This window comes from Nonomuraea sp. NPDC052116 (genome assembly GCF_040680035.1).
GTDB lineage: Bacteria > Actinomycetota > Actinomycetes > Streptosporangiales > Streptosporangiaceae > Nonomuraea > Nonomuraea angiospora_A.
The window spans coordinates 5,437-20,047 of record NZ_JBFAWA010000035.1 but is presented as its reverse complement, the minus strand read 5'-3'; the positions used below and the strand labels follow the sequence as shown (position 1 = coordinate 20,047).

Here is a 14,611-nt window from a genome sequence, read left to right as displayed (position 1 = left end):
GCTCCTCTACTTGAGGCCGGTGGTGGCGATGCCCTGGATGAAGAAGCGCTGCAGGAAGACGAACAGGAACAGGATCGGCGCGATCACCACGACCGACCCGGCGACCAGCAGGTTGTAGTGGGTGGCCTCGTGCCCGTTCAGGATGTTGAGCGCGACCGGGAGGGTGTACATGTTCTCGCTCTGCGCGACCACGGCCGGCCACAGGAAGTTGTTCCACGAGCCGAGGAACGTGATCAGCCCCAGCGTGGCCAGCGGCGGCCCGCACAGCGGCAGGATGATCGTGAAGAAGATCCGGAACTCCCCCGCGCCGTCCACCCTGGCCGCGTGGATCAGCTCGTCCGGCAGGTCGGCGATGAACTGCCGCATCATGAACACGCCGAGCGGCGTCACCACGGTCGGCAGGATGATCCCGATGAACGTGTTGACCATGCCGAGCTTCGCGATCAGCACGAACTGCGGCACCATGAGCACGATCGCCGGGATCGCGAGCTGCACCAGCACCAGGCCGAAGGCGAGGTTCTTGCCGCGGAAGGACAGCTTGGCGAAGGCGTACCCGACCATGGAGCAGAACAGCAGGTTGGTGGCGACCAGCACGAGCGCGATGAGCATGCTGTTGGCGAAGGCGTTGCCGATGTTGACCCGCTGGAACAGCTCGGCGAAGTTGTCCAGCGTGAACGTCTCGGGCCAGAACGTCGGCGGGTCGCGCCTGATCTCGCGCTCCGGCTTGACCGCGCTGAGCGCCGTCCACAGGAACGGCCCGGCGACCAGCGCCAGCCCCAGGCTCAGCCCCAGGTAGACGACCGCGCGCTGGCGGCGGGTCCGGCTCATCTGCGCCTCCCGAGCCTGAGCTGCAGTACGGCCAGCGCCACGATCACCACGAACAGCACGGACGAGGCGGCCCCCGCGTAGCCGTAGTTGCCGACCCCGAACTGGTTGAAGATGGCCAGCGAGGCCGACAGCGTGGAGTCAAGCGGGCCTCCCCTGGTCATGACCAGCGGCTCCTCCAGGAACTGCATGAAGCCGACCGAGCTGTAGACGGTGCAGAACAGCAGCACCGGCCGCAGCGAGGGCACGGTGACCGCGCGGAAGCGGGCCCAGCGTCCGGCGCCGTCCACCTCGGCGGCCTCGTACAGCTCCCTCGGGATGCTCTGCAGCGCGGCCAGCAGCACGACCATGTTGAAGCCGAAGCTGCGCCAGGCCGTCATCACGATGATCGACGGCAGGGCGGTGGACGTGCTCTGCAGCCAGTTGGGGCCCTGGACGCCCACCAGCTCCAGCAGCCGGTTGACCAGCCCGGCCTCCGGCTCCAACAGGAACTTCCAGGCCACGGCGATGCCGATGATGCTGGTGATGTTCGGCAGGTAGTAGCCGAGCCGGAAGAACGCGGCCGGCAGCCGGGCGATCCCCGAGTTGAGCAGCACGGCCGCGGCCAGCCCGAGCCCGATGGTCAGCGGCAGCGCGGTGACCACGAAGACCACGGTGTTGAGCGCCGCCTTGCGCATGGCGCCGTCGTTCATGAGCCGCAGGTAGTTGTCGACCCCGACCACGTTGACGGCGAGCGGGTCGCTCACGTCGGTGCTGCGCATGTCGGTGAAGCTCATGCCGATGCCGACCAGCAGCGGGCCCAGGTAGAAGACCGCGAACAGCACCACGAACGGCAGGATGAAGATCCAGCCGATGCCGGCCTGGCGTAACGTGCCCCTGAGCCTGATCGGCGCCACCCGGCGGGCGGGGACCGCCACGCTCATGGGCCCTCCCGCGTCGGCGCCGCGTTCATGGGCCCTCCCGCGTCGGCGCCGCGTTCACAGGCCGGTGCCGATCGTGTCGGCCTGCGACTGGATCGCCTTGAGCGTCTGCTCGGGTGTCTGCGCGCCCCGGGCCAGCTTCTCCAGCTCGGTCTCCAGCACCCTGGCCACCTGCTCCCACGTCGGGAACGGCGGCGGCGTCTTGGCGTCCTTGAGCTGCTCGCCGAAGACCGCGAGCTGCTTGTCGGCGGTCAGCTCCGGCTCCTGCCAGGCCGCCGCGACCGCGGGCAGCGACTTCACCGTCGTGTACCACTTGGCCTGGACCTTCGGCTCGCTCAGCCACTGGATGAACTTCCAGGCCGCGTCGCGGTTCTTGGCCTTCTTGAAGACCACCATGTCGGACCCGCCGAGGAAGCTGGTCGCCGAGACCGGCCCCTTGGGGTAGGGCGCGACGTCGAACTTGTCCTTGAAGCCGGGGCCGCCGTCGTTGTTCACAACGCCGACCATCCACGGGCCGGAGAAGAAGCCGCCGACCTCCCCCTTGATGAAGCTCTGGGGGAAGGCGCCCTCCGGGGTGTCGTTGGGGGCGAGCTTCTGGGTGAACAGCGACGCGTACTGCTTGAGCGCCGTGAGCGCCTCGGGGGTGTCGAACGTGTACGTGCCGTCCTTGACGATCTCGCCGCCCGCCTGCCAGATCAGCGGCAGCACCTCCTGCCAGGAGGCGCCCTGCGTGTAGCTCTGGTTGAAGCCGTTCTTGGCGCCGCCCTTCTCCTTGAGCGCCTTGGCGAACGCGGTGAACTCCTCCCACGTCTTCGGCGGCTCGACACCGGCCTTCTTCGCCTGGTCGGTGCGGTAGTAGAGGACGCGGGTCTCGACGTACCACGGCACCCCGTACGCCGTGCCGTTGACGTCGACCGTCTGCCAGGCGCCGGGGAAGAACACGGACTTGTCGACCAGGTTGCCGGGGGTCGGCTCCAGCGCGCCGGTCTTGGCCAGCTCGCCCGACCAGGTGGAGCCGACCATGCTCACGTCCGGCGTGGCGCTGCCCGCGATGGCCGCGGTGATCTTGTCGTGCGCCACGTCCCAGCCGATGGCCGTGACGTTGACCTTCACGCCCGGGTTGGCGGCCTCGAAGTCCTTGACGAACGCGCCGAGCGCCTTGCCCTCCTCGCCCATCGCCCAGACCGTGACCTCCCCCGTGATCTTGCCGGTCGTGACGTTCTGCGCCTGCTCAGGAGTCCTGTCTGCGCTGCGGCCGCAGCCGGCCGCCAGCATCGCGAGGGCCAGCACGCCTCCCGCGGCGCGCCGGATGGTGGTGTTCACGGAGTACCTCCTGGGGGTTGGTCACCGCGGCCGGAACGGATCTCCGGCTCGGCGGTCAGGGCTCGGTGACGTCTCGGGGTGGTCGCCACAGCTGGAGCGGACCACCAGCTCGGTGGGCAGGCTCTGGTGGCGGGGCAGGTCGCGGGCGCGGGTGATCAGCTCGTCGAGCGCGCGGGCGGCGCGGGCGCCGAGCTCGCGCATGGGCTGGCGTACGGTGGTCAGCGCCGGGCGGGCGTGGCGGGCGGCCATGATGTCGTCCCAGCCGGTCACGGCCAGGTCGCCGGGCACGCTCAGGCCCAGCTCCTCGGCGGCCAGCAGCGCGCCCAGCGCCACCTCGTCGTCGGAGCAGATGATCGCCTCGGGCCTGCCCCTGCCTTTGAGCAGGTCCCTGGCGGCCTCGAAGCCGCACTCGACGGTGTAGTGGCGCGTGTCCACGGCCTCGATCGCGCCGCCGAGCACCGCCCGCACGCCCTGCCAGCGCTCGTCCACGTCGTCCTGGCTGGCCATGGGCGCGCCGAGGAAGGCGAAGCGCTCGTAGCCGTGCCCGGCCAGGTGGGCGGCCAGCTCTCCCGCCGAGGCCCGGTTCTCGCTGCGCAGCGTGTCGGCGCCGGTCAGCGGGTCGCGCGAGATGAACACCAGCCGCATGCCGAGCCGCACCAGCTCGGCCACCAGCGGCTCGGGGACGGTGTGACCGAAGATCAGCATGCCGTCGACCCGCCCGGCGAGGTCCTTGACCAGGTCGTTGACCCGCGTGCGCCCCTTGGTGGACAGGATGACGACGGAGCGCCCCAGCTCGGAGGCGACCTCCTCGTAGCCGAGCAGGACCTCGGTGTAGTAGGGGCCGGCGAGGTCGGGGAAGACGATGCCGTTGGCGGCGTGGCGGCCCTCGGCCAGGCTCACCCCGAGGCGGCTGGGCGTGAAGTTGAGCTCCTCGACCGCCTTGAGCACCTTCTCGCGCGTCCTGGCCGCGACCGGGCCGGTGCCGCGCAGCGCCCGGGACACGGTCGCGATCGACACGCCGGCCCGCTGGGCCACCTCGTAGATGGTCACGTCCATCGAGCGTCTCCCTGTTGTGTAAGCGCTTCCACTTTGGACTGTAAGCGCTTACACACATGCATCCTGCCAGGGTTGTTAACTTCTCGTACAGACCCCGGCGCGTAACGGTGAGGTCACGCCCCCGATGGGTAGTTGTGGATCATGCTCTACGGCAAGGAACACGTACAGCGTTATCAGGAGACCAACGGCGAGGAGGGGCACGACTGGAACAACACGATCGTCCTCCTCCTCACCACGAAGGGCCGCAAGTCGGGCCGCTCCTACACGACGCCACTCATCTACCAGAAGCACGGCGACGACCACGTGATCGTCGCGTCCAAGGGCGGGGATCCCGACCACCCCGAGTGGTACAAGAACATCCTGGCCAACCCCGAGGTGGAGGTACAGGTCAAGGCTGACAAGTTCACGGCCCGCGCGCGTACGGCCTCCAAGGGGGAGAAGCCGGAGCTCTGGCGGCTGATGGCCCGCACCTGGCCGGACTACGACGAATACCAGAAGAAGACCGACCGCGATATCCCGGTCGTCGTGCTCGAACGCGTCAAGTGACGCGGGCCCCGCCGCGCCCGGTCAGGACGCGACGGGGCTCCCATCACGTCATCTGAGCTGGTAGGCCCTGATGACGGTCTCGGTGAAGCCGTTGCCGCCGGTGTCGGCGGCGTTGACGCGCAGCGAGGCGAACCCGCCGCGCGCGCTGACCGGGTGCCACGTCTGCGCGGCCCACGTGCCGTTGCCCGCCGGGTGCACCAGCGTGGGCAGCCAGGTGCGGCCGTCGTCGTAGGAGATGTCCACCGTGAGCTTGCGCAGCGGCAGGTCGGGCGAGCCGTCCTGGCGCTGGACGCTCAGCGGGATGCTCATGAGACCCACCGCCGCCCGATTGCGGTCGTCCAGCTCGGGGGCGATCTTGACGGTCAGCAGCGGCAGCACCTGGCGCTTGCCCGGCTCGGCCGACTTCGACCTGAACTTCCACTCGGCGCTGACCCGGGTGGACACCTTGGTCTGCTTCGCCTCGCGGTCGGCGGTCATGGTCAACCGGTACTCGCTCGCCTTCGTCTCGGCGGGCACGTCCACCGAGCCCGGCAGGTAGTCGGCGGCGTAGATCTCCTTGCCGTCGCGGTAGACCTTGGCCTGCGGGGCGATGTAGTCGCCGTAGGAGACGCGGTCCGGCGTGCTGTCCTCGAACAGCCCGGCCGAGAACTGCATCAGGTTCTCGTCACGCCAGTTGTAGTCGCCGTCGGGGTTGAGCGCGGCCGCGAAGACGCCGCCGTTCCAGCGGTCGGCGGTCTTCGTGCCGGCCCGGTAGGAGGTGATGTCGCCGAAGAAGAACTGGTCGACGTCGTCCCAGCCGTCCGGCGGCGTCTGGTACTGGATGAAGGACGGGTACCAGCCGGTGTCGGCGGGCGTGTAGTACTCGGTCCTGCGGAACGGCAGCGAGAAGCGCGAGACCTGGCCGTACGGCATCCAGGCCAGCTCCTTGCCGTACAGCACCGGCAGGGCGAAGCGCTCGCCGAACTTGGCGTCGTGCTGCGTGGCGTACGTGGAGGTGACCTCGGCGAGGTCGCGGCGGCGCGGCTGGTAGCCGGGGTCGGCGGGGATGCGCGGCTCGGCCTTCATCAGGTGGTAGAAGTACGGGCTGTCGTCGTAGCTGCCGTCGGCCTTCGGTTTGGCCCACTGCGTCCACCGGTAGAAGGCGAAGTTCTTGCTCACGGTGCGGGTGGTCGGGATGGCCTTGATGCCCTCGACCCGCTCCGCGCCCCACATGCCGGCCAGGTCGATGTCCACGCCCATGGCCTGCACGCCCTCGGCGAGCTGGAGCATGCCGAGCATGCCGACGGCCAGCCGCGCGGTGGGCTCCTCCGTACGGACGGTCACCGGGCGCGCCTTGCGGGCCTCGGCGGCGACGGTGCGGTCGGCGTCGAGCGTGAACTCCGGGTCGGCGGCCATCACCAGGGTGCCGTCACTGTCCATCATGAGGGTGACGACGGTGTAGCGGCGGCCCTTCTGCAGCCTGAGGTCCAGCGTGCCGCCGGCGATGTCGTAGTTGCGCTGCTCCTTGGTCTCGAGGTCGATCACGCCGGCGAACGCGGCCCGCGCGGGCTGCCCGTCGGTGCCGGTGAAGGTCAGCTTGAGCGAGCGCTTCTCCGGCTCGACCCGCATGCCGATGCCGGTGCGGACGGTGACGTCGGCGTTCCTGGCGATGACCGTGCCGCTGAACGTGCCGATCGGGCCCGGCTGGGCGGTCACCTTGACCTGGGCGGTGCCGTGCGCGGGCACCTCCACGGCCGGGGCGCCGAGCTTGAACGGCGTCACCGTCGCGCCCTCGCCGTCCTTGGCGATCACGCTGAGGTCCAGCCGGACGGCGGCGTCGCCGTCGTTGCGGTAGGTGAGCGTCTGCTCCCTGGGCGCGGGGCTGGGCAGCTCGATCTCGCCCAGGTTAAGGCTGGCGGGCTCGGCGGTGACCTGCTGGGTGACGGCGCGGGCGACGTCCACGCGGCCGGAGCCCTGGACGTAGGCGCCCAGCTCGTCACCGGGCGCGGTGGAGGCCATGAGCGCCGACTTGATCCGGTCGGCCTTCCAGTCGGGGTGCTGCCCGGCGACGATCGCGGCGGCCCCGGCCACGTGCGGGGTGGCCATGGAGGTGCCGCTCAGCTCGGTGTAGGAGTCGTCGACCGGCGAGCCCAGGCCCGTGCCCGCGGCCCGCGCGGCGACGATCCCCACGCCCGGCGCGATCAGGTCGGGCTTGACCGCGGCATCGCCCACGCGCGGGCCCGTGCTGCTGAACTGGGCGACCGTGTCGTCGTCGCGGTAGGAGGCGCCGACGGAGAGCGCGCGGTCCGCGGTGCTCGGGGAGCCGACCGTCTGGGGGCCGTCGTTGCCCGAGGCGATGACGAACAGCGTGCCGTACTTCTCCGACAGGCTGTTGACGGCCTGCTCCACGGGGTCCACGCCGATGGAGTCGGGCTCGCCGAGGCTGAGGTTGGCGACGCGGGCGCCGTTCTCGGCCGCCCAGGTCATGGCCTCGATGATGGCCGAGTCGGGGCAGAAGCCGCTCTGCACGCAGACCTTGCCGATCAGCAGCTTGGCGCCGGGGGCGACGCCCTTGTACCTGCCGCCCGAGGCGGCGCCGGAGCCGGCGATGGTGGCGGCGACGTGGGTGCCATGACCGTTGAGGTCGCGGACGTCGGGCTCGTCGGTGAAGTTCTGGGTCTTGGTGACCAGGCCCTGGAGGTCGGGGTGGCCGGGGTCGTACCCGGAGTCGAGGACCGCCACGGGCACGTCCTTGCCGGTGTGGCCGGCCGCCCAGGCCTGGGGCGCGCCGATGTGCGGGACGCTGACGTCGAGGGAGAGCTTGGCCTTGCCGTCCAGCCAGATCTTCTCGGGCGCGGCCGCGGCCGTCCTGGCCTGCCCGGTCAGGGCCTTCCACAGCGTGCCCGCGCCGGTGCGGGGCTCGCTCTGCGCGACGCCGTTGATCGCGGGCAGCGGGCGCCCGCCCGCGGCGCGCAGCGTGGCGGCGCCGGCCTGGTCCGGGTACGTCGTGATCAGCGGGAGCGCCGGGCTGGCGGCGTCGTCGTAGCCGAGCGCGGCGAGCCGGGTGACGTTGAACAGCCGGGGGTCGAGGCGGCCGGCGGCCAGAAGGGGCATCGCGTCCGTGGGGACGATGCTGAGCCCGTCCTTGCCCCGGCGGTGCACGAACGTGACCTTCTCCCTGCCGGGGCCGGGCTTGACGTCGAGCTGGGTCTGCTTGTCGGGGAGCTCGCGGAGGGTGACCTTGTCGCCGGTGATCAGGGTGATCGTCTTGGGCGGTCCGGACGGCTTGTCCGGCTGGGTGGTCGCCTTGGCGGAGGGGGCGGGGGTGGGGGCCGCCTGGGCCGGCGTGGCGGCGGCGATCAGGGCCGTTACCACGACGCCCAGAAGGGCGGTTCTCTGAAGCACATCCCGATTTCTAACTGTTAGTGAAATTTGGTGACAAGGTGGTTGATGTGGCCTATTGCGGCAACTGCCGGAATTGGCCAAGATCGTGGGCATGCTTGAGGAGGGCCGGGCGCTGGAGGTCGTGGGCATCAGCGCCTTCGACGAGCGGGTCTACCGCGGGGTGCTGGCCAGTCCCGGCATCACCGTGCAGGAGCTGGTCAGGCGTAGCGGCGAGAGCGCGGGGCGCATCCAGTCGTCCCTGAGCCGGCTGCGCGCCAAGGGAATGGTCAGCCGCCTGTGGGGCCGCTCACCCCGCTGGACGGCGACGAACCCGGGCGCCGCGATCCGCTCGCTGGTGCGCGGCATGCAGGGCGAGCTCGACCGGCTCACCGACACCGCCGACGAGCTGGAGGCCGCCTTCCGCACCGTCGGCCAGGGCACGGACGAGGGCGGTCAGCTGGAGGTCCTGGCCGGGCCCGAGGAGCAGGCCCGGTGGTACGTACGGTTGCAGCAGGAGGCCAAGGAGGAGGTGCTGACCTTCGACCGGCCGCCGTACGTGCTGGACTACCACAATCCGCTCCAGACCGGCCTGCTCCGCAGCGGTGTCCGCTACCGGACCATCTACGTGCCGGAGGCCTTCGACCATACGGGGGCGCTCGACGAGGTGGGCAGCCTCATCAAGGCGGGCGAGGAGGCGCGGGTCCTGCCGGAGCTGCCGTTCAAGATGGCGATCGTCGACCGGTGGCGGGCGGTCATGCCCCTGCAGATGGACCCGCCGTTGACGCGCGGTGTGCTGATCACGGGGTCCACCATGGTGATGGCGTTGGTGGAGCTGTTCGAGCGGATGTGGCGGGAGGCGCTTCCGGTACGGCCGGAGCTGTGGCAGGAACTCGGTGATTCGCGGCTGGAGCCGACCGATCCCGGACCGCCGGTCGCGGACCTCGACCCTGAGGCCGGACCGCTCATCCCTACGGAGGGGACTCCTGCGCAGGGGGCGCTCAGCCCCGCACAAGGGGCACTCGGCCGTACTGCGGGTGGGCCCGGCCCTGCCGCGGGGACGGTCAGTCCTGCGGCCGGTGCCCTCGGCCCCGCGACCGGTGCCCTCAGCCCTGCGGCCGGGGCGCTCAGCCTGGAGGATCGCAGGCTTCTGGCGCTGCTCGCGGCCGGGCTCAAGGACGACGCCATCGCCCGCCAGCTCGGCACCAGCCCCCGCACCCTACGCCGCCGGCTGCGTCACCTCCTGGACGAGCTCAACGCGGAGACCCGCTTCCAAGCCGGCGCCCAGGCCAGCCGCCGCGGCCTGGTGTGAGTCCAGGGGCGGCGCGCCCCGCTCCCCTCACCCCGGTCGGCCGTCGTGACGCAGCAGCCCACGGCCGCACCCTCACCAGCGCCCGCTCGCATGGTGTGGTCGCTCCCCGGGCCCTCTACCACCGTGGCGGGACCGCCCCCTGAGAACCCTCGTGGGACCTCAGGGCCGCAGGGTGGCGTAAAGATCCATGGTGCGGTGGGCGATGCGTTCCCAGGAAAAGTGCTCGACGGCCCTGGCCCGCCCCGCCACCCCGAGCGCCTTGGCCCGCGCCGGGTCCCGCAGCAGCGCGTTGACGCGCTCGGCCAGGTCGGCGGCGAACCGGTCGGGATCGTACGGCGTGCCGTCAGGACCCTGGGAGATCGGGACGAGCAGGCCCGTCTCCCCGTCGGCCACCACCTCGGGGATGCCGCCGGTGGCCGTCGCCACCACGGCCGTCTCGCAGGCCATCGCCTCCAGGTTCACGATCCCCATGGGCTCGTACACCGACGGGCACACGAACACCGTCGCGTGCGTCAGCAACTGGATGACCTCGGGCTTGGGCAGCATCTCCTGGATCCAGAACACCCCGTCCCGGTCGAGGCCGCGTACCAGCTCGGTGACCTCCGCCGCGATCTCCGGCGTGTCCGGCGCGCCCGCGCACAGCACGAGCTGGGCGTCCCGGTCGAAGGACCGCGCCGCGCGCAGGAGGTGGACCAGGCCCTTCTGCCGGGTGATGCGGCCCACGAAGACGATATACGGGCGGTGCGGGTCCACCCCGTGCTTCTCCAGCACGTCGAGGTCGCGGTCGGGGGCATACTCGGCGGTGTCGATGCCGTTGTGGATGACGCTGACCCTGTCCGGCGGGATCTCGGGGTAGGCCGACAGTACGTCGCGGCGCATCCCCTCCGACACCGCGATGACCGCGTCCGCGCTCGCCAGGGCGGTGCGCTCGGCCCACGACGAGATCGTGTAGCCGCCGCCGAGCTGCTCGGCCTTCCACGGCCGCAACGGCTCCAGGCTGTGTGTGGTGATCACGTGCGGGATGCCGTGCAGCATCTTCGCGACATGCCCGGCGAAGTTGGCGTACCAGGTGTGCGAGTGGACGACGTCCGCGCCCTCGCACGCGGCGGCCATCTCCAGGTCCACGCCGAGCACCTGCAGCGCCGCGTTGGCGGCCGCCAGTCCCTCGGGCACCCGGTAGGCCGAGACGCCGGGCTCGGTGCGGTCGGCTCCGAAGCAGCGCACGCGTACGTCGGCCAGCTTCCGCAGCTCCCTGGCCAGGTATTCCATGTGCACCCCGGCCCCGCCGTACACCTCGGGAGGGTACTCCCGGCTGAGCAGATCAACACGCATGAGACGACCTTATGGTGGGCCGCGGCCGGTGGGCCACCACAAGCAGCGAGTTTCGCGCCAGAGGTCAACCTGAGCGGCTCGACGACCTCCCCGACGTCCATTGCGCAACAAATCTGGACACGAAGGGAGGTCTCCATGCCGGGATTCGTCGATAGATCGGCCATTTGAGGGTAGCGTCCTGGGCATGAGGTCCCGGAGGGTGCTTGCGGTTGTGCTGGCAGGTGGAGAGGGCAAGAGGCTCATGCCGCTCACGGCGGATCGGGCGAAACCGGCGGTGCCGTTCGGGGGGATATACAGGCTCGTCGATTTCGTCCTGTCCAACCTGGCGAACGGCGGCTTCCTGAAGATCGTCGTACTGACCCAGTACAAGAACCACAGTCTTGACCGGCACGTCTCGCGCACCTGGCGGCTGTCGGCGATGCTCGGCAACTACGTGACGCCCGTGCCCGCGCAGCAGCGGCTCGGCCCGCGGTGGTTCTCGGGGTCCGCGGACGCACTGTTCCAGAACCTGAACCTGATCTATGACGAGATGCCCGAGCACGTGATCGTGTTCGGGGCCGACCACATCTACCGGATGGATCCGCGTCAGATGGTCGAGCAGCACGAGGACTCGGGCGCCGACGTGACGGTGGCGGCGATCAGGCAGCCGCTGTCGCTGGCCGACCAGTTCGGCGTGATCGAGACCGATCCGCAGGGGCGCAGGATCGTGGCGTTCAGGGAGAAGCCGAAGGACGCGGTGGGGCTGGCGGACTCCCCCGACGAGGTGTACGCGTCGATGGGCAACTACGTGTTCAAGACCCAGTCGATGATCGACGCGCTGCGGGAGGACGCGCTCGACCCGACCAGCAAGCACGACCTGGGCGGCAACATCATCCCGATGCTCGTCAAGTCGGGCGGGGCCGACGTCTACGACTTCAAGAACAACATCGTGCCGGGCTCCAGCGAGCGCGACCGCGGCTACTGGCGCGACGTGGGGACGCTCGACGCGTACTACGAGGCCCACATGGACCTCATCTCGGCGCACCCGGTCTTCAACCTCTACAACGACAAGTGGCCGATCTTCACCGGCCACGATCCGCTGCCCCCGGCCAAGTTCGTGCACAACGACGGAGACCGGGTGGGGCGGGCCATCGACTCGCTGGTGTCGCCCGGCGTGATCGTCTCCGGCGGCACGGCGATCCGGTCCATCCTGTCGCCCAAGGTCGTGCTCCACTCGCACTCGCTGGTGGAGGACTCCGTACTGATGGAGAACGTCAAGGTCGGCAGGGGCGCCGTCATCCGCAAGGCGATCATCGACAAGAACGTCGTGATCCCCGACGGCGCCAGGATCGGCTTCGACCTCGACTACGACCGCACCCGGTTCGCCCTGACCCGGGGAGGGGTTGTGGTGATCGGCAAGAACGAGATCGTCGACCGCTGACCACCCGCCCCACACCCCGAGCCGCCCCACACCCGCCACCCGGCCGGAAACCTGCGCCGACGTGCAGCCTGCGCCGACCGGCCGGCCAGCCGGTCACGCACGCCCAAGCAGCCCGCGGCCCGAGCCGACCCGCAGTCTTAGCCGACCCGCAGCCGAGCCGACCCACAGCCTGACCTGGCCCACGGCCCGAGCAGCCGGCCCACGCACACCCACCCAGCCCACCACCCGACCACCCGACCGCCCGGCGCCCACCCAGCCCACCACCCGACCGCCCACCCAACCCGGCGCCTGACCGCCGACCCACACACGCCCAGCCAGCCCGGACCCGAGCAGTCGGCCCACCGCCTGACCGCCCACCCAGCCCGCCACCTGGTCGCCCACCCAGCCCGCAGCCTTGGCAGTCGCCCAGCTAACCGGTCCGCAGTCTGAGCAACCGGTCCACGTACGTCCTGGCGCTTCGTGCGCACCGCCCACGTCGGGATCCGGGAACGCAGACTGGACGGCTTCGCCGCCTTCATGTGCCTGATCTTCGGCCTCGGGCTCGCACTCGCCTTCCTCACCGGCGACGAACGCTTCATGCTCGCCGTCAAGTTCGTCACCACCGGCGTGATGGCCGTCGTGCTGGTGGCCACCTGCGTGGCGGGCCACCCGGCGGCGTACGGGATGGCCAAGCGCTTCGGCGCCGACGACGCGGCCACCGCGGCCCGCTGGGATGTGCTCTACGAGGCGGACCCGAAGTTCCGGCGCGGGTACATGGCCATGACGCTGACCTGGGCCGCAGCCCTGGTGACCGAGTCGGCAGTACGGATCCCGCTGATCTACCTGCTCCCGGTGGACATCATGGCGGGCCTGTCGTCGGCCCTGCTGATCGGCACGCTGACGCTGGTGGCGGTATGGAGCGCCTGGTACGGCCGCCGCGCCGAACAAGCCGCCACAGCCCACCACCAAACCACATAACCTCACCCTCCACCCCGCCCACACGACGCCTCCGCCCACCCACACAGGACCCTCCCCGCCCCACAGGAGACCCTCCCCGCGCCGCCCCCACCCCCGCCCGCACAGGACGCTCCCCACCCAACACTCCCCCCGCCCGCACAGGACGCTGCCCCACCCGACCCTCCGCCCGCCTGCACAGGGCCCTCCCTGCCCAGACGCACCAGGGATCGGAACATATAGCGCCCGAATGCACTTCGCCCGCCGCACGGGGCCAGAAGCCGTCACATCCGAATACACGGGCAGCAGCACCCTTCCCACGGCCACAAAGACGTCGAAGGACATAGCACCGGGCGGAAGAAGCCACGCAAGCAGCACCTTCCCAGTGCCGTACAGGGGCGGAGGACATTGCACGCGAGGGCCAGAAGGAGTCACGCCCGATTGCGGAAGAAGGGTCCTTCCCATAGGCGAACACGGGCTTCGGGGGGCGTAGCACCTGGCTGCACTTCACTCAGCGCGCAGGCGGCGGAAGACGTCACGTCCGACTGCGCGAGCAGCATTCTTCACCCGGCCGCACAGGCGTCGGAGGAAACGGCATCTGAATGCACTTGCCCAAACCGTACAAGGGCTGGAAGGCGCCGCATCCGGCAGCGCGAGCAGCGCCCTTTGCCTAGCCGTGCAGGGGGGAGGATTGCCGCGTCCGACTGCGTGAGCAGTGGCGCGGACAAGTATGAGGAGGGGCGCACATTCCCATCAAGCGCCGAGTGCGAAGATCTGACACTCGGCTGCGGAGATCGGTTTACAGGGGTGGGAATGTGCGGCGGGGTGGGGTCCCGGGGCGCGCCGCGACGCGTCCCCGAGAGCCCGAATCAAACTGTCCGTCAGTAGCGAGCGCCCCAAGGCCAGTAGTAGCCCCAGTCACCGTTCCAAGGCCACCAACCGTGGGTGTTGTCCCACTTGTAGGGCCAGCCCCAGTGGTGGTGGTGCTTGTGGTCGTCGTCGTCGTTGTCGTCGTGTCTCTTGCCGTGCTTCTTCTCGTGCCGGTCGTCGTCGTAGGAGTCGTAAGACTTCTCGTTGTCGTCGGAGTCGTACGTCTCGTCGTCGTAAGAGTCGTTCTTCTTCTCGTTGTCGAAGGAGTCGTACTTCTCGTCGTCGTAGTCGTTCTTCTTCTTCTTCTCGAACCCGTCGTTGCGCTGCTTCTCGTCACGAGCGGATTCGTAGGACTCCTCGTAGTTCTTCTCGTCCTGGTCGTAGGAGTCGTAATCCTTCTCGTACCGGTCGCTGTCGTACGCCTGCTCGTCGTAATCGGCGTAGTCGAACTTCCTGTCGCGCTTCTTCTGGTCGTCGAACTTCTTCTCGTCCCGGTCGAAGTCGTCCTTCTCCTCGTCGCTCTCGTAGGAGTCATCCTGGTCGTAGGAGTCATCCTGGTCGTACGAGTCGAAGTCCTTCTTCTCCCGGTCGTGCGAGTCGAAGTCCTTCTCGTCCCGATCGAACTTCTCGTCCCGATCGAACTTCTCGTCCCGATCGAACTTCTCGTCCCGATCGAACTTCTCGTCCCGATCGAACTTCTCGTCCCGATCGAAC

General features: G+C 69.7%; 10 protein-coding genes and 1 pseudogene. 4 read left to right on the top strand and 7 right to left on the bottom strand.

The features are described from left to right. Positions 1–6: 6 nt before the first annotated feature. Genes AB0L65_RS47120 through AB0L65_RS47105 form a run of 4 tightly spaced genes read right to left on the bottom strand, consistent with a single transcriptional unit; the run spans position 7 to position 4,124 of the window. Positions 7–828 (bottom strand): carbohydrate ABC transporter permease, encoded by an 822-nt coding sequence (locus tag AB0L65_RS47120; protein ID WP_364260374.1) that lies wholly within the window; start codon positions 826–828, stop codon positions 7–9. Continuing rightward, positions 825–1,748, bottom strand: coding sequence for a sugar ABC transporter permease (locus AB0L65_RS47115; protein ID WP_364260372.1), 924 nt, complete (start codon positions 1,746–1,748; stop codon positions 825–827). The genes AB0L65_RS47120 and AB0L65_RS47115 overlap by 4 nt, the downstream gene beginning before the upstream one ends. Positions 1,749–1,802: 54 nt before the next feature. Further along, positions 1,803–3,068 carry a sugar ABC transporter substrate-binding protein gene (locus AB0L65_RS47110; RefSeq protein WP_364260369.1) on the bottom strand — a complete coding sequence of 422 codons (1,266 nt, stop codon included), beginning with the start codon at positions 3,066–3,068 and terminating at the stop codon, positions 1,803–1,805. Positions 3,069–3,089: 21 nt separating this feature from the next. Continuing rightward, complete coding sequence (locus AB0L65_RS47105; RefSeq protein WP_364260366.1) at positions 3,090–4,124, bottom strand: LacI family DNA-binding transcriptional regulator; 1,035 nt, start codon at positions 4,122–4,124, stop codon at positions 3,090–3,092. Between the two features lie 141 nt (positions 4,125–4,265). Here AB0L65_RS47105 and AB0L65_RS47100 point away from each other — a divergent pair, with 141 nt between their 5' ends. Next, positions 4,266–4,670, top strand: a complete 405-nt coding sequence (locus tag AB0L65_RS47100; protein ID WP_364260363.1) for a nitroreductase family deazaflavin-dependent oxidoreductase — start codon at positions 4,266–4,268, stop codon at positions 4,668–4,670. 48 nt (positions 4,671–4,718) lie between these two features. Here the strand turns inward: AB0L65_RS47100 and AB0L65_RS47095 are convergent, their stop codons facing one another. Continuing rightward, complete coding sequence (locus tag AB0L65_RS47095) at positions 4,719–8,054, bottom strand: S8 family serine peptidase (RefSeq protein ID WP_364260360.1); 3,336 nt, start codon at positions 8,052–8,054, stop codon at positions 4,719–4,721. A gap of 91 nt (positions 8,055–8,145) precedes the next feature. Here AB0L65_RS47095 and AB0L65_RS47090 point away from each other — a divergent pair, with 91 nt between their 5' ends. After that, positions 8,146–9,342 (top strand): helix-turn-helix domain-containing protein, encoded by a 1,197-nt coding sequence (locus AB0L65_RS47090; RefSeq protein WP_364260357.1) that lies wholly within the window; start codon positions 8,146–8,148, stop codon positions 9,340–9,342. Positions 9,343–9,501: 159 nt separating this feature from the next. Here the strand turns inward: AB0L65_RS47090 and glgA are convergent, their stop codons facing one another. Beyond that, complete coding sequence (gene glgA / locus AB0L65_RS47085) at positions 9,502–10,674, bottom strand: glycogen synthase (protein ID WP_364260354.1); 1,173 nt, start codon at positions 10,672–10,674, stop codon at positions 9,502–9,504. A gap of 184 nt (positions 10,675–10,858) precedes the next feature. On the opposite strand from glgA, the gene glgC reads away from it, so the two are divergent. Next, entirely contained in the window at positions 10,859–12,094 is a 1,236-nt protein-coding gene (gene glgC / locus AB0L65_RS47080) for a glucose-1-phosphate adenylyltransferase (RefSeq protein ID WP_364260351.1), read from the top strand. A 459-nt stretch (positions 12,095–12,553) separates the two neighbouring features. Next, positions 12,554–13,051 carry a VC0807 family protein gene (locus tag AB0L65_RS47075; RefSeq protein WP_364260348.1) on the top strand — a complete coding sequence of 166 codons (498 nt, stop codon included), beginning with the start codon at positions 12,554–12,556 and terminating at the stop codon, positions 13,049–13,051. 857 nt (positions 13,052–13,908) lie between these two features. On the opposite strand, the pseudogene AB0L65_RS47070 reads toward AB0L65_RS47075, so the two are convergent. Further along, positions 13,909–14,611, bottom strand: a pseudogene (locus AB0L65_RS47070) (hypothetical protein); the annotation flags it as partial.

What these genes read in the sequence shown, in the direction of transcription:
- AB0L65_RS47120 (WP_364260374.1), bottom strand. Translation starts at nt 828, where the DNA reads ATGAGCCGGACCCGCCGCCAGCGCGCGGTCGTCTACCTGGGGCTGAGC.
- AB0L65_RS47115 (WP_364260372.1), bottom strand. Translation starts at nt 1,748, where the DNA reads ATGAGCGTGGCGGTCCCCGCCCGCCGGGTGGCGCCGATCAGGCTCAGG.
- AB0L65_RS47105 (WP_364260366.1), bottom strand. Translation starts at nt 4,124, where the DNA reads ATGGACGTGACCATCTACGAGGTGGCCCAGCGGGCCGGCGTGTCGATC.
- AB0L65_RS47100 (WP_364260363.1), top strand. Translation starts at nt 4,266, where the DNA reads ATGCTCTACGGCAAGGAACACGTACAGCGTTATCAGGAGACCAACGGC.
- AB0L65_RS47090 (WP_364260357.1), top strand. Translation starts at nt 8,146, where the DNA reads ATGCTTGAGGAGGGCCGGGCGCTGGAGGTCGTGGGCATCAGCGCCTTC.
- glgA (WP_364260354.1), bottom strand. Translation starts at nt 10,674, where the DNA reads ATGCGTGTTGATCTGCTCAGCCGGGAGTACCCTCCCGAGGTGTACGGC.
- glgC (WP_364260351.1), top strand. Translation starts at nt 10,859, where the DNA reads ATGAGGTCCCGGAGGGTGCTTGCGGTTGTGCTGGCAGGTGGAGAGGGC.